The sequence below is a fragment of the Saccharothrix hoggarensis genome (assembly GCF_042678885.1).
In the GTDB taxonomy this organism is placed as follows: Bacteria; Actinomycetota; Actinomycetes; order Mycobacteriales; family Pseudonocardiaceae; genus Actinosynnema; species Actinosynnema hoggarensis.
Map to the genome: position 1 here is coordinate 1 of NZ_JBHTLK010000133.1, position 19,388 is coordinate 19,388.

Annotated in this window: 16 protein-coding genes; 10 read left to right on the top strand and 6 right to left on the bottom strand. The window is 73.2% G+C overall.

The features are described from left to right. On the top strand, positions 1-1,298 hold a 1,298-nt coding region (locus ACFQ3T_RS22840), incomplete at its 5' end, for an aminopeptidase P family protein (protein ID WP_380725655.1). Between the two features lie 54 nt (positions 1,299-1,352). On the opposite strand, the gene ACFQ3T_RS22845 is transcribed toward ACFQ3T_RS22840, so the two are convergent. Beyond that, entirely contained in the window at positions 1,353-2,618 is a 1,266-nt protein-coding gene (locus ACFQ3T_RS22845; RefSeq protein ID WP_380725657.1) for a hemolysin family protein, read from the bottom strand. 30 nt (positions 2,619-2,648) lie between these two features. After that, positions 2,649-4,601, bottom strand: coding sequence for an MDR family MFS transporter (locus ACFQ3T_RS22850; protein WP_380725684.1), 1,953 nt, complete (start codon positions 4,599-4,601; stop codon positions 2,649-2,651). A 220-nt stretch (positions 4,602-4,821) separates the two neighbouring features. Between ACFQ3T_RS22850 and ACFQ3T_RS22855 the strand changes: the two genes are divergently transcribed. Together ACFQ3T_RS22855 and glmS are read left to right on the top strand one after the other, a co-directional pair. Next, positions 4,822-5,091 carry a hypothetical protein gene (locus ACFQ3T_RS22855; protein ID WP_380725659.1) on the top strand — a complete coding sequence of 90 codons (270 nt, stop codon included), beginning with the start codon at positions 4,822-4,824 and terminating at the stop codon, positions 5,089-5,091. Positions 5,092-5,130: 39 nt separating this feature from the next. Beyond that, a complete protein-coding gene (glmS, locus tag ACFQ3T_RS22860; RefSeq protein ID WP_380725661.1) occupies positions 5,131-6,951 on the top strand; it encodes a glutamine--fructose-6-phosphate transaminase (isomerizing) in 1,821 nt (606 codons plus the stop codon). Positions 6,952-6,987: 36 nt separating this feature from the next. Here the strand turns inward: glmS and ACFQ3T_RS22865 are convergent, their stop codons facing one another. Beyond that, positions 6,988-7,521 (bottom strand): TetR/AcrR family transcriptional regulator, encoded by a 534-nt coding sequence (locus ACFQ3T_RS22865; protein ID WP_380725663.1) that lies wholly within the window; start codon positions 7,519-7,521, stop codon positions 6,988-6,990. 85 nt (positions 7,522-7,606) lie between these two features. Between ACFQ3T_RS22865 and ACFQ3T_RS22870 the strand changes: the two genes are divergently transcribed. The 3 genes from ACFQ3T_RS22870 (at position 7,607) to ACFQ3T_RS22880 (ending at position 9,650) form a co-directional block, all read left to right on the top strand. After that, positions 7,607-8,809 carry an FAD-dependent monooxygenase gene (locus tag ACFQ3T_RS22870; protein ID WP_380725665.1) on the top strand — a complete coding sequence of 401 codons (1,203 nt, stop codon included), beginning with the start codon at positions 7,607-7,609 and terminating at the stop codon, positions 8,807-8,809. Between the two features lie 32 nt (positions 8,810-8,841). Next, a complete protein-coding gene (locus tag ACFQ3T_RS22875; RefSeq protein WP_380725667.1) occupies positions 8,842-9,213 on the top strand; it encodes a hypothetical protein in 372 nt (123 codons plus the stop codon). A 74-nt stretch (positions 9,214-9,287) separates the two neighbouring features. Further along, positions 9,288-9,650 carry a DUF3592 domain-containing protein gene (locus ACFQ3T_RS22880; protein ID WP_380725669.1) on the top strand — a complete coding sequence of 121 codons (363 nt, stop codon included), beginning with the start codon at positions 9,288-9,290 and terminating at the stop codon, positions 9,648-9,650. Between the two features lie 34 nt (positions 9,651-9,684). Here ACFQ3T_RS22880 and ACFQ3T_RS22885 read toward each other — a convergent pair whose 3' ends face one another. Beyond that, entirely contained in the window at positions 9,685-11,514 is a 1,830-nt protein-coding gene (locus ACFQ3T_RS22885; protein ID WP_380725671.1) for a DNA/RNA non-specific endonuclease, read from the bottom strand. 457 nt (positions 11,515-11,971) lie between these two features. Between ACFQ3T_RS22885 and ACFQ3T_RS22890 the strand changes: the two genes are divergently transcribed. Together ACFQ3T_RS22890 and galK are read left to right on the top strand one after the other, a co-directional pair. Then, positions 11,972-12,973 carry a LacI family DNA-binding transcriptional regulator gene (locus ACFQ3T_RS22890; RefSeq protein WP_380725673.1) on the top strand — a complete coding sequence of 334 codons (1,002 nt, stop codon included), beginning with the start codon at positions 11,972-11,974 and terminating at the stop codon, positions 12,971-12,973. Continuing rightward, positions 12,970-14,091: a galactokinase gene (gene galK, locus ACFQ3T_RS22895; protein ID WP_380725675.1), complete on the top strand. Its 1,122-nt coding sequence runs from the start codon at positions 12,970-12,972 to the stop codon at positions 14,089-14,091. Before ACFQ3T_RS22890 ends, galK begins: the two co-directional genes overlap by 4 nt. A gap of 75 nt (positions 14,092-14,166) precedes the next feature. On the opposite strand, the gene ACFQ3T_RS22900 is transcribed toward galK, so the two are convergent. After that, a complete protein-coding gene (locus ACFQ3T_RS22900; RefSeq protein ID WP_380725677.1) occupies positions 14,167-14,733 on the bottom strand; it encodes an AAA family ATPase in 567 nt (188 codons plus the stop codon). 262 nt (positions 14,734-14,995) lie between these two features. Between ACFQ3T_RS22900 and ACFQ3T_RS22905 the strand changes: the two genes are divergently transcribed. Both ACFQ3T_RS22905 and ACFQ3T_RS22910 read left to right on the top strand, forming a co-directional pair. Further along, on the top strand, positions 14,996-16,507 hold the full coding sequence (locus tag ACFQ3T_RS22905) for an alkaline phosphatase D family protein (RefSeq protein WP_380725679.1): 1,512 nt from the start codon (positions 14,996-14,998) through the stop codon (positions 16,505-16,507). Next, entirely contained in the window at positions 16,504-17,700 is a 1,197-nt protein-coding gene (locus ACFQ3T_RS22910) for a hypothetical protein (protein ID WP_380725681.1), read from the top strand. The genes ACFQ3T_RS22905 and ACFQ3T_RS22910 overlap by 4 nt, the downstream gene beginning before the upstream one ends. A 1-nt stretch (position 17,701) precedes the next feature. On the opposite strand, the gene ACFQ3T_RS22915 is transcribed toward ACFQ3T_RS22910, so the two are convergent. Continuing rightward, positions 17,702-19,388 (bottom strand): NACHT domain-containing protein (locus ACFQ3T_RS22915; protein ID WP_380725683.1); only part of this gene is annotated, 1,687 nt, incomplete at its 5' end.

A 19,388-nucleotide genomic window follows, 5' to 3' on the forward strand; every position in this document is an offset into this window, starting at 1 on the left:
ATGATGCCGCCGCCGCGCACCGGGAACGGCTCAGCGCCGCGCTGCCCGGCGCGCGGATCGCGGTGGCCGCCGGCTGGGCGCCGGTGCGCTCGAACGACACCGACCACGGCTTCCGGCCCGACAGCGACTTCTCGTGGCTGACGGGCTGCTCCGCCGAGGGCGCGGTGCTGGTCATGCACCCGGTCGGGGGCGGGCACGACGCCGAGCTGTTCCTCCGCCCGCCGGCCGGGCCGGACGAGCCGGACTTCTTCGCCAACGCCCGCGACGGCGAGCTGTGGATCGGCCCCGTGCCCGGTCTCGCCGAGTGGACGGAGGCGCTGGGCGTGCGCTGCCGGCCGCTGCACGAGCTGCCGTCGGCGTTGCGCGGCAGGCTGCCCGCCGTGCACGCGACGGCGGGCGTCGACCCGCTGCTGGACGCCTTGGCGGGCGCGGACCACACCGCCGAGCTGCGGACCGTGCTGGCCGAGCTGCGCCGGATCAAGGACGACTGGGAGGTCGGCCAGCTCCAGGCCGCCGTGGACGCCACCGTCCAGGGCTTCGCCGACGTCGCCGCCGAGCTCCGGACGGCCGTGAAGGGCGGCGGCGAGCGCTGGTTGCAGGGCACGTTCGACCGGCGCGCCCGCACTGCCGGCAACGGGCCGGGTTACGCCTCGATCGTGGCCGCCGGTCCGCACGCGCCGGTGCTGCACTGGGTGCGCAACGACGGCCCGGTGCCCGAGGACGCCGTGCTGCTGCTCGACGCGGGCGTGGAGCTGGAGACCCTCTACACCGCCGACATCACCCGCACCCTGCCCGTGTCCGGCCGGTACAGCCCGGCGCAGCGGCAGGTGCACGAGCTGATCGAGCGGGCGTCGGTGGCCGCGCTGGCGGCGGTCCGGCCGGGCGCGGCGTACCGCGACTTCCACACCGCGGCCATGCGCGTGCTCGCCGAGGGCCTGCACGACTGGGGCCTGCTGCCGGTGTCGGTGGACGAGTCGCTCGACCCGGACGGCCAGCACCACCGCCGCTACATCACGTGCGGCGTCGGCCACTTCCTCGGGCTGGACGTGCACGACTGCGCCAACTCCCGGTCCACCGCCTACCACGAGGGCACGCTGGAGGTCGGCATGGCGCTGGCCGTCGAGCCGGGCCTGTACTTCCACCCGAACGACGAGACCGTGCCGCCGGAGCTGCGCGGGATCGGCGTGCGGCTGGAGGAGAACGTCGTGGTGACACCGGAGGGCAACCGGGTGCTGTCGTCGGCGCTGCCCCGCGACGTCGCCGGGCTGGAGGCCTGGGTGGCCGCCGCCGGCCGCTAGGGATTCGTCCCGGAGCTGGGGCGGGCCCGCCCGCCCCAGCGAGGTCGGCGGGCCTCATCGCCTCCGCAGGCGCACCGACGTGATGGCGTGGTGCTCGACCTTCAGCACCTCGACCGTCCAGTCCGACACGGTGACCCGGTCTCCCGGCGCGTCCGGGATGCGGCCGAGCAGGACCAGGACCAGGCCCGCGATGGTGGCGTAGTCGCCCGCGGGCGCGTCGGGGAGCTCGACGCCGATGTCGGTCAGGTCGTGCATCGGGAACGTGCCGGGCAGCACCATCGACCCGTCCGCGCCGCTGCGCACGGCCATCACGTCGCGGTCGGTCTCGTCCAGGATCTCGCCGACGACCTCCTCCAGCAGGTCCTCCAGCGTGATGATCCCGGCCACCGCGCCGTGCTCGTCCACGACCAGCGCCAGCTGCTCGCGCGCCGCCTTGCAGCGCCGCATGGCGTCGGACACCCGGACCGTGTCGGGGAACACCAGCGGCGACCGGGTCACGTCGACCAGGCGGACGCCGTCGTCGAGCAGGTCGCGCAGGTGCACGACGCCGACGACGTCGTCCAGGTGCCCGCCCTTGGCGACGGGCGCGCGGGAGTGGCCGGAGCGGGCCAGCTCGGCGCGGGCGGACGGCACGTCGAGGTCGGCGTCGAGGGTGACCACCGCGCGGCGCGGCACCAGCACCTCGCGCAGCCGCCGTTCGGTGATGTCCAGGGCCCCGGTGATGATCCGGTGCTGCTCGGGGTCGAGGCCCTGCTGGACGGAGACCAGCTCGCGCAGCTCCTCCGCCGACATCTGCTCGGACTCCGCGTCGGGCCGCCCGCCGAACATGCGCACGACGACGTTCGTGGACGCGCTCAGCGCCCACACCACCGGCCGGGACGCCGTCGACAGGGCGTGCAGCGGCCGGGCCACCAGCAGCGCCCACGGCAACGCGTACTGCATCGCCAGCCGCTTCGGCGCCAGCTCGCCGAGCACCAGCGTCAGGAACGTCAGCACGACCGTGACCAGCGCGATCGCGGCCGCGTTGGCCCCGCCGCCGAAGAACGACAGCGCGGGCACCAGCGGCTCGGCCAGGGACACGGCCGCCGTCGCCGAGGCGAGGAACCCGGCCAGCGTGATGCCGACCTGGATGGTGGCGAGGAACCGGTTCGGGTCGCGCGCGAGGCGGACCAGCGTCCGCGCCGCGGGCCGGTCGTCCCGTTCGAGCGACCGCAACTGGCCCTCGCGCACGTTGATCAACGCCATCTCGCTGCCCGCGAAGACCGCGTTGAGCAGCACCAGCACCGCGACCAGCGCGAGTGTAGATCCGTACCCGTTCACACCCCCTCCGTACCCCGCGCGACCCGCGACCTACCCACGACCGGCGCCCGTGGCCGCCGGGGGTCTGCCGGTGGCGAGGGCACGGCCGCTCGTCGTCAGTTCGGTGGCCACCCGGTCCACCGCACGGGTGAACTCGGCGTCGTCGCAGTTCCAGTCGGTGAGCTTGACCAGCAGCCAGCCCCGCCAGGCGTCGACCAGGCGGGCGAACACATCGGTGCCCTGCGGGGTGAAGCGGTACCGGCCGTCGTCCTCGGTGAGGTAACCCCTGGTCAGCAGCTGCCGGGCCACGGGCTCGAACACGCCCGCCGGGACCTTGGTGGCGTCGGCCAGGCGGTCGAGGGTGGCGTGGCCGTGCTCGACGCTCTGCCGGAACACCCGCACGACCAGCCACGCCTGGGCGTGCGTCAGCGGCACGTCCGACGTGGTCAGCACCTCGGGGGTGGGGTCGCGGCGCTCCCGGCTGACGATGAGCGCGACCAGCCTCTCCAGCCCGTGCTCGGAGTCGGCGTCCTGGGGCGCGGCGAAGTTCTCGCCGACACCGGTCGCGGCGGCGCGGGCGGTGTCGCGCAGCGGCACCTCGCGCAGGAACAGGGCGACCACGAACGCGACCGCGGCGACCGGCGCGGCGGCGAGGAAGACGGTCTGCAGCGTGTCCGCGTAGGCCGCGACGATCGGCGCCTTCAGGTCGTCCGGCAGGGCGTGCAGGGCGCGCACGTTCGAGGCGACGGCCGGGTCGACGCCGGGCGGTGTCGCGGCGGCGAGGTTGCCCGGCAGGTTGCCCGCGTACACCGTGCCGAAGACCGCCACGCCGAACGAGCTGCCCAACGTGCGCAGGAAGCTCACGCCGGACGTCGCCACGCCGAGGTCTTCGTAGCTGCTGGTGCTCTGCACGACCACCATCGCGACGGGCATGCACATGCCGACGCCCAGCCCGAGCACGAGCATGGACGCGGACGCCTGCCAGAACGACGTCTCCGGCCCGAGCCGCGACAGCAGGAGCAGTCCCGCGACCATGAGCGCACTGCCGACCAGCGGGAACACCCGGTAGCGGCCGGTCTTGCCGATCACGTGGCCGGTGGTGACCGAGGCGATGAGCAGGCCGACGACGAGCGGCAGCATCTCCAGCCCGGACCGGGTGGCGGACGCGCCGTGCACGTACTGGAGGTAGGTCGGCAGGAACGTGACGCCGCCGAGCATGGCGAACCCGACGACGAAGCTCAGGGTCACGCACACCGTGAACACGCGCCCGCGGAACAGCCGCATGGGCAGCACCGGTTCCGCGGCACGCGTCTCGACCAGCACGAACAGGCCGAGGGCGACCAGGGAGCCGAGGGCCATCCAGACGATCGTCGCCGAGCCCCACGGGTACTCGACGCCACCCCAGCTCGTGACGAGCGTCAGCCCGGTCGCGGCGAGTCCGATCAGGAGGATGCCGAGGTAGTCGATCCGCGGGCGGGCGCCGCCGCGCGACCCGGGCAGGGCCGCCGCGCCGACCGCCAGGACGACCAGGCCGAGCGGCAGGTTGACGTAGAACGCCCAGCGCCAGCTCAGGTGGTCCACGAACAGGCCGCCGAGCAGCGGGCCGACCACCGTGGCGACGCCGAACACCGCGCCGATGAACCCCTGGTACTTGCCGCGCTCGGCCAGCGGCACGACGTCCGCGATGACGGCGGCGGAGGTCACCATGAGCCCGCCCGCGCCGAGGCCCTGCACGGCGCGGGCCAGGATGAGCCACGTCATCGAGTCGGCCCAGCCGCACAGGAACGAGCCGACCAGGAACAGCGCGACGCTCGCCAGGAACGCCCGCTTGCGGCCGAACAGGTCGCCGAACTTGCCGATCAGGGCGGTCATGATCGTCTCGGCCAGCAGGTAGGACGTGACCACCCAGGACAGGTGCCCGCCGCCGCCGAGGTCGCCGACGATGGTCGGCAGCGCGGTCGCGACGATCGTCTGGTCGAGCGCCGCGAGCAGCATCCCGAGCATGATCACCGCGATCACGGCGCGCCGGGCGCCGGGTCCGACCTCGGCCCGCTCCACCCGTTCGGCCTGCTCGACGCGCTCGACCACGTGGACCTCCCGGACCGACGATAAAACCGGCGCCACCGGCCCGCCCGCTCACGCGTCCACGCCCGGGTGACAGGCCGTGCCCGAATCCGGGCACGGCGTTTGGCCTGGTGGTTGGGTGGTGACCATGCTGGAGCGCGTGAGGGACGAGGTTCCGGAGGACCTGCTCCGGCACGTCGTCAGGACGACCGGCCTGCCGCCCGCGCTCGCCCGGCGGGTGGTGTCGGACGTCATGGGCTACTTCGTCGAGACGGCGGAGGAGTACGTGCTGCGGCGGCACGCGGAGCTGCGGCGCGACGGGCTCGGCAACGCGCGGATCTGGGCCCTCCTCCTGGAGGAGCTGGACGTGCGGCCGGTCGCCGCGCCGCCGCTGTCCGAGCGCCGGCTGCGCCGCATCGTCTACGGCTAGCCCGCGCACCACACCTACGGCTGAGGGAGATCACGGAGCATGTGCGGAATCGTCGGATACGCCGGTCCCCGGGACGCGGTGCCCGTGCTGCTGGAGGGCCTGCATCGGCTGGAGTACCGGGGGTACGACTCGGCGGGCCTCGCCGTCGCCGACGAGGACGGCGGGCTGCGGGTCGTCAAGACCGCCGGACGGGTCGGCGACCTGCGCCGGGCCGTGCCGGACGGCACGGCGGGCGCGACGGGCATCGCGCACACCCGGTGGGCCACCCACGGCGAGCCGAGCGACCGCAACGCCCACCCCCACGTGGACGCCGCCGAGCGGATCGCGATCGTCCACAACGGAGTCTTCGAGAACTCCGACCGGCTCCGCGCCCGGCTGGTCGCGGAGGGCGTCGACCTGCGCTCCGACACCGACAGCGAAGTCCTCGCCCACCTCGTCGCCCGCAGCACCGCCGACCGGCTCGAAGACGCCGTGCGAGAGGCGTTGGCGCAGGTCGAGGGCACGTACGGGGTGATCGTGATGGATGTCGAGCGGCCGGGCGAGCTGGTCGCCGCGCGCCGGGGCAGCCCGGTCGTGCTCGGCGTCGGCGAGCAGGAGATGCTGATCGCCTCCGACGTCACCGCGCTGGTCCGCTTCACCCAGCAGGTGATCTTCCTGGACGACGACGAGATCGCCACCGTCACCGCCGGCGGCTACCGGACGTCCACGATGGACGCCCGCTCGACCACCCGCTCCCCCACGTCGATCGACGTCGCGAGCGCCGAGTACGAGCTGGGCGAGCACCCGGACTTCATGTACAAGGAGATGCGCGAGCAGCCGGACGCGGTGGACCGGTGCCTGCGCGGGCGGCTGGACCACCGGTTCTCGTCGGCCCGCCTCGACGGCGTGGGCCTCACCCCGCAGGACTACCAGCGCATCCGCCGGGTGAAGCTGCTCGGCTGCGGTTCCGCGTACTACGCCGGGCAGCTGGGCGCGCAGCTCGTCGAGGAGCTGGCCCGCATCCCGGCCGACGCGGAGCCCGCGTCCGAGTTCCGGTACCGCAACCCGGTCGTGGACCCCGACACGCTGTACGTCGCGATCAGCCAGTCGGGCGAGACGCTGGACACGCTGGCCGCCGTGCAGGAGTTGAAGCGCAAGGGCGGTCACGTGATCGGCGTCGTCAACGCGGTCGGCAGCACGATCGCCCGCGAGTGCGGGCACGGGATCTTCCTGCACGCGGGCCCCGAGGTGTCGGTGGCGGCGACGAAGTCGTTCACCACGATGGCCGTCGCGCTGGCGTTGCTGGCGCTCGACCTCGGCCGGGTGCGGGACCTGTCGATCACCGAGGGCCGCCGGCTGGTGGACGGCCTGTCCCGGCTGCCGGACCAGCTCGCGCGGATCCTCGCGGCCGAGGACGAGGTGGCGCGGATCGCCCGGAAGTACGCGGACGCGCGGCACATGTTCTTCGTCGGCCGGGTCCGCGGCTGGCCGGCGGCGCGCGAGGGCGCGCAGAAGCTGAAGGAGGTCTCGTACGTGCACGCCGAGGCCTACCAGGCGTCCGAGCTGAAGCACGGGCCGCTGGCGCTGATCAACCCCGAGATGCCGACCGTGGTGCTGGTGCCGGACGACGAGCTGCTGGCCAAGAACACCGCCACCATCGAGGAGATCAAGGCGCGCGGCGGGCCGGTCATCGCGGTCACCGACGCCGACCTGCCGGAGGGACTGGCGACGGACGTCATCCGCGTGCCCAAGGCGCACGACGCGCTGGCCCCGATCACGTTGTCGGTGCCGTTGCAGCTGTTCGCCTACCACCTCGCGCACGCCCTGGGACGGGACGTCGACCGGCCGCGGAACCTGGCGAAGAGCGTGACCGTGGAGTAGGCGTCGGTCAGGCGCCGAGGGCAGCGCAGGCGTCGGTCAGGCGCCGAGGGCAGCGCAGGCGGCGTCCACGGCGGCCGTGCGCAGGGCGTCCAGGGGCTCGTCGGCGAACACGAGGACGCAGTCGGCGAGCCCGCCCAGCGCCACCGTCGCACGCGTGGCGTCGGCCAGCGACGGGTCCTCGCCGACCAGCAGCGCCGCCAGCCGGAGCCGCCAGTCCAGCACGCGGTCGACCAGGCCGAGGTCGGCCAGCGCCACCAGCTCGCGCACCACGAGCGCGACGACCTCGCGGTGCTTGAAGTGGAAGTCGAAGTAGCCCTCCAGCAACGGCCGGGGGCCTCGCGGCGGGCGGGACTCCAGCTCGGCCACGAACGCGTCGCCGTCGTCGATCAGCGGTTGGACGATGCTGCGCACCAGCTCCTCGCGTGACGCGAAGTGGTAGTAGAGCGCCGGTTTGGTGATCCCGAGCCGGTCGGCGATCTCCTGGAGGCTGGTCTGCCGCACGCCCTGCCGGAGGAACAGCTCGCGCGCCACGGCCTGGGCGCGTGCCTTCGTGTCGGAGCCTCTCGCCATGAACCCCAGCTTACCGACTGGTCAGTAACCCGTTGTGCGGCCGCACTCCTCCACTTACCATCCGTTAAGTAAGAAAGGGGTGGTCATGGGGGTTCTCATCTCCGGCGCGAGCGTCGCCGGACCGGTGCTCGCGTACTGGCTCACCAGGTACGGGTTCGAGGTCACCGTCGTCGAACGCGCGCCGGGGCCGCGCAAGAGCGGCGGGCACGCGGTCGACCTGTTCCGGCCCGCGATGGACGTCGTGGAACGCATGGGCGTGCTGCCGGGGATCGTGGAACGGGCCACCGGCACCGACCGGATGGTGGTGCACAGCAAGGGGCGGCGTCCCGTCGAGGTCGACCTGGGCCGGCTGTTCGGCGCGGTGTCCGACCGGCACGTCGAGATCATGCGGGACGACCTCGCCGAGGTGTTCCTCGAAGCCACGCGCGACGACGTGGAATACGTGTTCGGCGACTCGATCACGTCCATCGCCGACGACGGGGGCGGTGACGTCGAAGTCACCTTCGAGCGCGGCGAACCTCGCCGGTTCGACCTGGTGATCGGCGCGGACGGGCTGCACTCGACCGTGCGGCGGCTGGTGTTCGGCGACGTGCCGGAGCTGTTCATCGGCGCGTACCTGGCCGTGCTGTCGCTGCCGAACTACATGAACCTGGAGAACACCACGGTCGCCTACTCCGACGTGGGCCGGATGGCGGCGATCTACAGCGCCGACCACCTGCCGGACGCGCGGGCGGTGTTCCTGTTCCGCTCGGAGCGTCCGCTCGACTACCACCACCGGGACGTGGCGCGGCAGAAGGAGTTGCTGCGGGAGGCGTTCGCGGGCATGGACGGCGAGGTGCCGCGGTGGCTGGAGGGGATGGACGGCGCGTTCTACTTCGACTCGATCACCCAGCTGCGGCTGAACACGTGGACGCGGGGCCGGGTCGGGCTGGTCGGCGACGCGGGCTTCTGCCCGGGTCCGGCGGTGGGCGGCAGCACCAGCCTCGCCGTGGTCGGCGCGTACGTGCTGGCGGGCGAGCTGGCGGCGGCGGGCGGCGACCCGTCGACCGCGTTCCCCGCGTACGAGGCGGAGATCGGCGACTACGTGCGGCGCAGCCGGGCGTTCGCGATCGGCACCGCGAAACGCCTCATCCCGGCGACCGCGCGCGAGCTGTGGGCGATGCGGCAGGCGATGCGGCTGTTCGGCCACCTGCCGCCGTCGTGGGGTCGGTTGCTGGCCAGGATGAACCGCAACGGCGTGCGGCTGCACGACTCCGTGACGCTCAAGGACTACACGCTGGTCGGGTAGATTGCGGCTTCATCGCTCGACGGGGGGTCGTGGTGGTCAGAGCTGTCGCGTTCATCGCGGTCGGTCTGCTGTTCGTGCTGGTCGGCCTCTCCGGCCTCGGCAGCGACGGCCTGGTCGACACGGAGGCCGAGGTCGTCGCCGTCCACCAGGTGAGCAAGACCAAGCGGATGGCGACGGTGGAGTTCACCACCGTCGACGGCGTGCCGGTCACCCGGCACCTCCCCCAGTCCACCCGGTCCCCGCAGCCCGGAGACCGGGTGGAGGTCCGCTACAGCCTGCACGACCCGGAGTTCATCGACTACACCGACAACCAGTCGGGCCTGATCTTCATCCCCGTCATGGGCCTGGGGGCCGTCGGGGTCGGCGTGTGGCTGCTGGTGGAACGCCGCCGCCGTTCCCGGTGAAGCACAGGGGGTGACGCTCGGTAGGGTTGCCGTGATCGCACGCGCGGCAGTGGGGGAACGTGGTGTTGAGGGCTGTGCTGTTCATCTTGTCCGGGGTGATGCTGATCGGGATCGGCGGCTGGGTCGCGCTCACCGAGAGCCGCCTGCCCACCGCCCAGGCCGAAGTGGTGAGGGTGCGCCAGGCGGACGACGGCGAGTGGCGGTCGACGGTGCGGTTCACGACCGCCCAGGGGAAGCAGGTCACCGGAGACGTGGAGCCGTCCGCCCGCCGGCCCCGGGAGGGCGATCGGGTGGAGGTCCGCTACCGGCCGCGGAAGCCGAGCGTCGTCCACTTCCCGGAGGACGGGCCCAACCTCTACCGCTGGCCCGGACTCGGGCTGGCGTTGATCGCCGTCGGCGCGTTCTGGGTCGTGCGGATCAAACGCCGTCCTCGCTGACTCCACCCCGGGTCGAGCGACGCCCGGGCTGACGTCACCACTGGATGTCGGTCAACGCCTCCAACGGCTTGCGCTCCTCCACCGACTCCGGCAGCACCAGGGTGTCCGCCGACGCCAACGCCGCCGGGAACGTGAAGCCGCACCGCTCCTCGACCTCGCCCAACGCCACCTGGAACACGCGGAACTCGTCCAGTTCCAGCGATTCCAGCTGGTTCAGGTTCTGCGTCAGCACGAACGCCCGCGCCTTCAGCACGCCGCCCGACGTGAACGCGATGACCTTCCAGTACTCGCGGGGCAGCCGCACGCCGCGGAACACGCGGTCGTCGGAGCGGAACACCGGGCCCCCGTAGACGCTGACGCGCAGGTCGTCGACGTCCACGTCGGCCAGCACGGCGTCCTCCAGCCGACCCCACAGCCCGCGCCGCGCGCTCTGGTTGAAGTCGTCCATCTGGGGCGTGATGTTGGTGAAGAAGAACGAGTCCTCGTTGGCCCGCTCCGCCTCGGACCTCGTGCCCCACAACAGGTCCGCGCGCCGGGCGAGGTGCCCGCGGTCGAGCCGGTTGTCCCGGTACAGCTCGTCGCCGACCTGGAACTCCGCCGGGACGCGCGGGTCGAGCAGGAACGGGATGCCGCTGCGGTTGAGCTTCTTCAGCCCGCCGCCGTCGATGTTCCACGCCACCCAGAACGCGAACCGCCGGGACTTGCTCTGCGCCAACGAGAAGTGCGTGTAGTCGATCACCGTCGACCCGTTCAGCTCGACCGCGTCGGCGCGTGCCGCGTCACCGAGCTCCGGCACGCCCACCGGCGTGCCGAGGAAGTTCTCGTCGAACCCGGCCCCGATCCCGGCCACCTCGGGCCGCAGCGGCGGCCTGACCGTGATGCCGAGCTTCTCGAACACCGAGCCGGGCAGGCACGCCAGCGCGTGCTCGTCCGGGCTGTCACCGGCCTCGCCCGCGAAGTGCAGGCCCGCCAGGGTCCGCGCGGTGCGACCGTTGGCGGACTTGAACACCCACGCCGCGCCGGAGTCGCCGCCCATGCTGATCTCGCCGTCGGCGGCGGGCCGCGCCGGGTCCGGCCCGATCTCGAAGCAGCCGATCTGCCGCTGCCCCACGCCCGGCCCGTAGTCGAGCTTGACCAGCGTGTCGACGCGCCGGACCACGCCGTGCGTCACGCCGGTCGTCCGCCCGCTCTTCACGACCTTGTCGCCGAGTTCGGGCTCCCCCAGCTCGTCCACGGCGACGCCGAGGTCGAGGATCTCCGGCGCGAACCCGCGGTCCTCGATGGTGGCGATGGCGCAGTCGCCCGCCGCGCCGAGGTGCGACCGGACGAGCCGGCCCAGCCGGTTGCGTTCGGTGCGGTTGTCGTCGTGCACGCCGGGCTGCACCACGTCCTCGCCCAGCGCGCCCTGCGGACCGTGCAGGACGTGCCAGTTGCTCAGGACGTACGGCGTGCCGTCGACCCGGTCGTACACGACGCAGCCGATCGTGCCCGCCGACACGCGCACGTGCCCGACGCTCACGCCCGGCACCACCGGGTCGACGCGGGTCTTGCGCGGGCTGCCGACCGTCTCCTCCACCACGTGGAAGTCGACGCGGTAGTCGCGTTGCAGCACGTCGGTCGGCACGGCGACGCCGTCGACCTCGATCGCCTCGGGCAGCAGCGCGGTGCCGAGCGCGCCCAGCTGCTCGGGCGCGGCCTTCCGCCGGACGGTGAACTGGATGGCGATCTCGTCGGTCGGCCGGCCGTCGGCGACCTTGTAGCCGATGCCGATGGACGACACATTCGGGTCACGCAGGTAATCGGCGCCCTTGGTGCGCACGAACCTCCGCAGTGACGCCTGCAAGTCCTTCTTCTTCTTGACCATGAGCGCAACCCCCTGAAGTGCGCGCGCCGGTGGCCTTGCTGTCGACGTCACCTGATCCGGTGTTAGCCCACGTCCGAGCCGTTCACCCGTTCAGCTCAATGCTGACCACCAAACGCAGTCAACCTCACCGACACGACGGAAAGTTGACCATCAATAGGCGACCCGCTGAACTCTGAGCGGTCGCACAGCGTCACCGCCAGCCCGTGGTCGCACCCATGAACGACGACCGGCGTACGGTCGGGGAGGTCCAAGTACGCGTCCGTTGACGCTGCGACACAGGATCCGCACAGTGCGTGACCACAATGGACGCCCGAGGCACGACGGCCCCGCGAATGGGTGGCGACGTCGGTGACGTGAGTCACTTCCCGTTCCCACCTGGGCGATACAACGTCGTAAAGCGGGGTGGATGCCGGCTACCATCCCGGTCGTTACCGAGACCCGACCCCGGAGGCTCCGCTTGGCCACGCTCAAGGACGTCGCCGCGATGGCCGGTGTCTCGGTGAAGACCGTCTCGAACGTCGTCAACGGCTACGAGTTCGTGAAGCCCGAGAACCGCCGCCGGGTCGAGGAGGCGCTGGCCGCCACCGGCTACCGGCCGAACCTCGGCGCGCGCAACCTGCGCCGCGGCCGCACCGGGTTCGTCGCCCTGGTGCTGCCCGAACTGGTCGTGCCGTACTTCGCGGAGCTGGCCGGGCTGGTCCTCGGCGCGGCGCAGGAGCACGACTGGAACGTGCTGATCGAGCAGACCCTCGGCACCCGCGAGGGCGAGCGGGACACGTTGGCGTCGCTCGGCCCGCACATGATCGACGGCGCGATCGTGAGCCCGGAGGCGTTGCAGGCGTCGGACTTCGGCGAGCTGGCGCCGGGCATCCCGGTGGTGACGCTCGGCGAGCACTCGGTGGACCTGCCGATGGACCACGTGGGCATCGACAACGTCGAGGCGGCCCGCGCCGCCGTGGCGCACCTGGTCGGCCTCGGCCGGACCCGGATCGCGGCGATCGGCGCGCACCCGAACCGCGGCACGGCCGCGCAACGCCTGGAGGGCTACCGGCTCGCGCTGGCGGAGGCGGGTCTCCCGCTGCGCGAGGAGCTGGTCGCGACCGCGTTGAACTACCACCGGTTGGACGGCGCCGAGGCGATGGAGCGGCTGCTGTCGGTCGCCGAGCCGCCGGACGCGGTGTTCTGCTTCAACGACCTGTTGGCGATCGGCGCGATGCGCGCCGCGGCGGAACGCGGCGTCCGCGTGCCCGCCGACGTGGCGGTCGTCGGGTTCGACAACACCGAGGAAGGCGCTTACAGCCTGCCGTCGCTGACCACCGTCGCACCGGACAAGGCCGCGATCGCGCGTGCCGCGGTGGACCTGCTGCGCCGGCGCGTCGAGACGCCGGGCCGTCCGCCCGAGCACCTGCGGACGCCGTTCTCGTTGGCAGTCCGGGAGAGCACGAAGGGGAACACGTGACGCGTGACGGGGTTTTCGAGGCGCCGGGCCGGATCAACCTGATCGGCGAGCACACGGACTACAACGACGGTTTCGTGCTGCCGATCGCGTTGCCGCACACGGTCCGGGTGACCGCGGCGCGGCGGGACGACGGCGTGCTGCGGGTGGCGTCGCGGCAGGCGCACGGCGTGGCCGAGCTGCGCGTGGCGGACCTCGCGCCGGGCGTGGTGACCGGCTGGGCCGCGTACGTCGCGGGCGTGGTGTGGGTGCTGCGCGAGGAGGGCCACCCGGTCGGCGGGTTCGGGCTGCTGGTGGACGGCAACGTGCCGCTGGGCGCGGGCCTGTCGTCGTCGGCGGCGCTGGAGAGCGCGACCGCGCTGGCCGTGACGGAACTGTCCGGTGTGGACCTCGACCGCCGGGAGCTGGCCCGGATCGCGCGGCGGGCGGAGAACGAGTTCGTCGGCATGCCGTGCGGGATCATGGACCAGTCGGCGTCCCTGCTGGCCCGCGAGCGGCACGCGTTGCTGCTCGACACGCGCACGTCGGAGATCGAGCACATCCCGTTCGACCCGGCCGCGTCCGGGCTGGCGCTGCTGGTCGTGGACACGAAGGCGCCGCACCGGCTGGTGGACGGCGAGTACGCGGCGCGGCAGCGCGACTGCCGGCGGGCGGCGGAGCAGCTGGACGTGCCCGCGCTGCGCGACGTGGACCAGGCGGACCTGGACGGGGTCGTGCGCGACCTGCCGGAGCGGCTCGCGCGGCGGGTGCGGCACGTCGTTACGGAGAACCAGCGGGTGCTGGACGCGGCGGACCTGCTGCGCGCCCGGCGGACGCGCGAGCTCGGGCCGCTGCTGACGGCGTCGCACGCGTCGCTGCGGGACGACTACGAGGTGACCGTGCCGGAGCTGGACGTGGCGGTGGACGCGCTGGTCGCGGCGGGCGCCCTCGGTGCGCGGATGACCGGCGGCGGGTTCGGCGGGTGCGTGATCTCGCTGGTGGAGGAGTCCGCGGTGGACGCGTGCACGGAGGCGGTGCGCGCGGCGTTCGCCGACCACCGCTTCACCGCACCCGACTGCTGGACCGCGACCGCGGCGCCCGGCGCGCGGCGCGCGGACCGCGTGCCCACGGCGACCGCCTAGCGGGGACGTCCACCGGCCCGCGACGCCGACGCCTCGCGGGCCTGCACCACGCTCGCCGACGTTCGCGGGCCGGGGTCATGCCCGGTCGGTTGCCAGTCCGCACCGGTGCGCGATCGTCCGCGCGACCTCGGCGGCGGGCACGTCTGTGGTGTCGACGACCTCGGCGGCGGCGTGCAGCCACGGCACGGCGGCCCGGTAGCGCTCCACGTGGTCCAGTCGCCACTGGCGCGCGCCGGGGTCGTCGCGGTCGGCCTCGATGCGCCCGACCAGCACGTCCTCCCGGGCGTGCAGCACGAAGTGCCGGACGTCCAGCCCCGCGGCGCGCAGCCCGGCGTCGATCTCGCGGTAGTACGCCTCGGTGAGCACGGTCTGCGGGATGACGAGCGCGCCGCCGACGTACCGCAGCGTCTCGACCGCCGTGTGCACCACCAGCGACCGCCACGGCGGCCAGTCCTGGAAGTTCTCGACCGGTTCGGTGAGCACGTGCCGCAGCAGGTAGCCGACGTGCTCGGAGTCGAAGACGCGCGCGCTGGGCACGAGGCCGGTCAGCTCGCGGGCGGTGGTGGTCTTGCCGGCGCCGAACGTGCCGTTGAGCCAGATGATCACATCCGACGGTAGGGCGGGACGGGGCGCTCTCGCCATGGAAATCCCCGATCGACGCGGGTCGGACCCATTCCTCAGGTTCTTAGGTAACCAATAGATCCTCTAGTTGGACAGGCGTTCACCAGGCACGCGGTCGGAACCGGCGCTGCGGGTTCCCGTCGTGCCGCGCCGCCGCGGTCCCTCGCGTTCCACCCGGCGTACACGTCGGGGATGGCCGTTGATCACCTTCGGGGTGTACCCAGTACCGGAACGCATCCCGCCCCACCGTGTTCTTCCCCGGCCCTGCACCGAAGGAGAGCCGATGTCCCCACTGAACCGCCGAACGCTCATCGCCGGCGGCATCGCCGGCGCCGGTGCGACGCTCCTCGCACCCACCACCGCGAACGCCCTCTCCTACCCGTTCACGCTCGGCGTCGCCTCCGGCGAGCCCGCCGCGGACGGTTTCGTGATCTGGACGCGCCTCGCGCCCAGCCCGCTCAACGCCGACGGCCTCGGCGGCATGTCCAGCGCCTCCGTGGCGGTGGAGTGGCAGGTCGCGACGGACCAGCGGTTCACGCAGGTCGTGCGCAGCGGCACGGCGACCGCCGCGCAGTCGTGGGCGCACAGCGTGCACGTCGAGGTCACCGGCCTCCAGGCCGGCCGCGAGTACTTCTACCGGTTCCGCGCCGCCGGCCACATCTCCCCCGTCGGCCGCGGCGTCACCGCGCCCGCCGTCGGCACCAGCCCGGCGCTGACCATGCTGTTCACGTCGTGCTCCCACTTCGAGGCCGGGTACTTCACCGCCTACCGGCGGATGGCCGAGGAGAACCCGCACCTGATCCTGCACCTGGGCGACTACATCTACGAGGGCGCGGCGTCGACCACCGCGATCCGCAAGCACGCGCCGGCGGTGGAGATCTCGAACCTCGCCGACTACCGCGTGCGGCACGCGCAGTACAAGACGGACGTGGACCTCCAGGCCGCGCACGCCGCCGCGCCGTGGCTCGTCGTGTGGGACGACCACGAGGTGGAGAACAACTACGCGAACCTGGTGCGCGCCAACACGTCCCCCGCGGGTGACTTCAAGGCACGGCGCGCGGCGGCGTACAAGGCGTACTACGAGCACATGCCGCTGCGCCCGGCGCAGGCCCCGGTGGCGGAGAACATGCAGCTGTACCGCCGGGTCCGGTGGGGCAGCCTGGCCACGTTCCACATGCTCGACACCCGCCAGTACCGCGACGACCAGGCGTGCGGTGACGGCACCAGGGTGTGCCCGGAGGCCGACGACCCGGCCCGCACGCTGACCGGCGCGACGCAGGAGGCGTGGCTGCTCGACGGCATGCGCCAGAAGCTCGGCACCTGGGACTTCCTGGGGCAGCAGGTGTTCTTCGCGCAGAAGCTCGCGTCCGCCGACGGCGCGAAGTCCATGGACTCGTGGGACGGCTACAGCGCCAACCGGGGCCGGTTGCAGCGCGGCTGGGACGCGGCGGGCCTGCGCAACACCGTCGTGCTGACGGGTGACGTGCACCGGTCGTGGGCGAGCAACCTGATGGCGAACTACACCACGCAGGACCGGATCATCGGCACGGAACTCGTGACCACGTCGGTGACGTCGGGCGGCGACGGCAGCGCCACGGACACCGGCCTGTCGAGCCTCAACCCGCACGTGAAGTTCTACAAGAACCTGCGCGGCTACGTCCGCACCGTCACCACCCCCACCCAGATGAACGTGGACTTCCGCTTCCTCGACCGGGTCACCACGCGCGACTACCCGGTCCGGACCTTGCAGAGCTACGTCGTCCAGGCGGGCAACCCGGGATTGCAGGCGCCATGAAGAAGCTGATGATCACCACGACCGCGGCCCTGATGCTGCTGGTCACCGGCACCGCGTCGGCGGCGGCGACGTGGGCCGCGGCGAACAGCACCGCCACCGGCGACCAGGACAACGCCGCCGTGTCGGCCGCGCGCAACGGCTGGACCGCCGTGGTGTGGGAGGACGACCGCGACGACGCGACGCCGACCGACCCGGTGCACAGCGACGTGTGGGTGCGCCTGTTCAAGGACGGCGTGTCCCGCTACGAGCAGAAGCTGTCCACGGGCGGCACCGGCAACTGGCGGCACGTGCAGCCGGACGTGGCGGTGCGCGACAACGGCACCGCGGTCGTCGTGTGGGCCGACGACGGCGACGGCAACGGCTTCTACAACGTCCAGGTGCGGGAGCTGGGCACGACCGGCACGGTCACCGGGTCGGCGCGGGCCAACGCGAACACCGACGGCCAGCAGCTCAACCCGGCCGTCGCGGCCGACCCCGACACGTCCGGTTTCGCGGTGGTGTGGGAGGACAAGCAGACCACCACCAACCCGACCGTGCGGATCGCCGGGTTCGCGTCGGTGACGTCGAAGACGTACGAGGCGCAGGTCAACACGGCCGGCGGCACGCACCAGCGGCCGGACGTGGCGATGGGCGCGGCGGGCAACGCGATCGTCGTGTGGGACGAGGACGGCGACGGCAACGGGTTCTTCAACATCGGCCGCAAGATCCTCACCCCGTCCGGTGGCGTGAAGGTGGCGCAGGCGCCGGTCAACGCGAGCGGTGACGGCCAGCAGCGGCGGCCCGCGGTGGCGGCGAACTTCAACGGCGACCACGTCGTGGCCTGGGAGACCGACCACACCGGCACGGCGCAGGTGGGCGTGCGGTCGTTCGCCGCGACCGGCGCGGCCCGCACGCCGGCGGACACGGTCCTGCCCGGCACGGACCCGCAGGTCGGCATCGACGACCAGCTCAACGTCGCGGTGACGTGGGCCGAGGCGGCGGACGTGCACACGCAGGGCCTCAACCCGGACGGCACGGTCGCGGGCAGGCTGCCGCGCCAGCCGACCGTCTCGACCGCGACGGGCAGGCAGGACGAGCCGGCGCTGGGCGTCGACCCGTGGGGTCGGATCACCATCGCCTACACCGACGACAACGACGGCAACGGGTTCGACCAGGTCTACCTCGGCACCGGGCTGGTCAACAGCACCTGGTGAGTCACGCGCGCGGCGCGTCCCGATCCCCGGGGTCGGGGCGCGCCGCGACCGCGTCGGCCACGAACGGGTCCTCGATCCGGTACCCGTGGTCGGTGCGGCCGACCAGACCCCGGTCCACCACCTCCGCGAGGAACGGCCCGAGCCGCCACGGCAGCAGCCCGCACCACGCCAGCACGTGGCGCTGCCACCCGCCCAGCACCTCTTCGAGCAGCGCGGACACCACCAGGCCGGTGACGGCGCCCGCGCCCACGTGCGCCACCGTCCACCAGGCGAAGCCGTCCCAGACCAGCACCAGGTACGCCCCGGCGGCGGCCACGAGCGCGGCCCACACCGCGAGGCGCGGCAGCTCCACCCACCCGATGACGCACCACGCGCTCAGCGCGAACGGCACCGCCCAGCCGGACGGGTCCGGCGCGGTGAGGAGCAACGGCGCCGCGAGCACCGCGCCCAACAGCGCCCCGACGGCCACGCCGCCGAGCCGGCGCGGCCACGGAAGCGGCACGGGGGTGCGCGTCAGCAGGCCGAGGAGGACCGCGACGCCGACACCGGCGAGCGGGGGCAGGCCCGGCAGCGCCCCGACCGCCACCGCGAGCGCCGGCACCAGCACGGCCCGGTTCACGGTGGCGCGGACGGGGAGCGGCAGCTCCTTCTCCATGCCGTCCAGGACGGCGAGCCACCGCCGCGCCCGCGCGGGCAGCCCGGCGAGCCGTTCCTCCACATAGGACTCGACCGAGCCGGTGCGCTCCATCCGCAGCATCATCCCCACGGTGGCCTCCCGGCTCAACGCCGAGGGGATCGTGCCGCGCGCCAGTTCGACCTCCGCGACCCGCAGCGACGCCGGCCGGTGGAACCGGACGTCCCGGCCGGCGACCGCGACCGGCGGGTGGCCGTAGGCGTCCAGGAACTCCTCCAGCATCGCCGGGGTCCAGCGGGCGGTCCGGTCGACGCGGTCGAACAGCAGCACCAGCCGGTGGTCGGCCAGCCACCGCAGCGCCGTGCCGGGCTCGACGCCGTACCGCTCGGCGAGCGCCGACAGCAGCCACCCGGTGAACGGCCGGACGACGTCCGCCGTGCCGCGCACGGGCTCGGCGGGCAGGTCGAGGAGCACCGGCACCGGCTCGTCCGGGTCCGCCTCGGCGGCGGCGAGGAGCGCCCCGGCCAGGTCGCGCAGCAACGTGGACGTGCCGGAGCCGGGCTTGCCGACGATCAGCAGCGCGGAACCGGCGGCCAGGAACGCGTCGTGCGCGCTGGTCGTCCGGGCGTCCCCGCTGACCAGCCGCACCGGGAACAGGACGTCCGGCTCCGCGCCGCGCAAACCCTCGCGGACGAGGGCCAGCAGGTCGCGGCGGCGCCGGTCGTCGGGATCGGCGCCGGCGGAGCCGGGCTCGGGCGGCGGGCGGCCGTCGAGCGGGTCGATCCGCCGGAAGTGGTCGCGCAGCACGCCGTGCAGGAAGCGGAAGTCGCCGTCCAGCGCGACGACCAGGCCGCGGCGGGCGCTGTCGCGCAGGAACCGGCGCAGCCGCCACGGCAGCAGCCCGGCCCACGCCGGTTCCAGGCGCCGGACCAGGTACTTGAGCCACAGCCCGAGCACCACGCCGAGGAGCACGACCAGGCCGAGGCCGAACACCATGCCCGAGACCAGGCCGGCCACGGGCGCGCCGGGCGCGTCGCCGAGCGGCGCGTCGGGG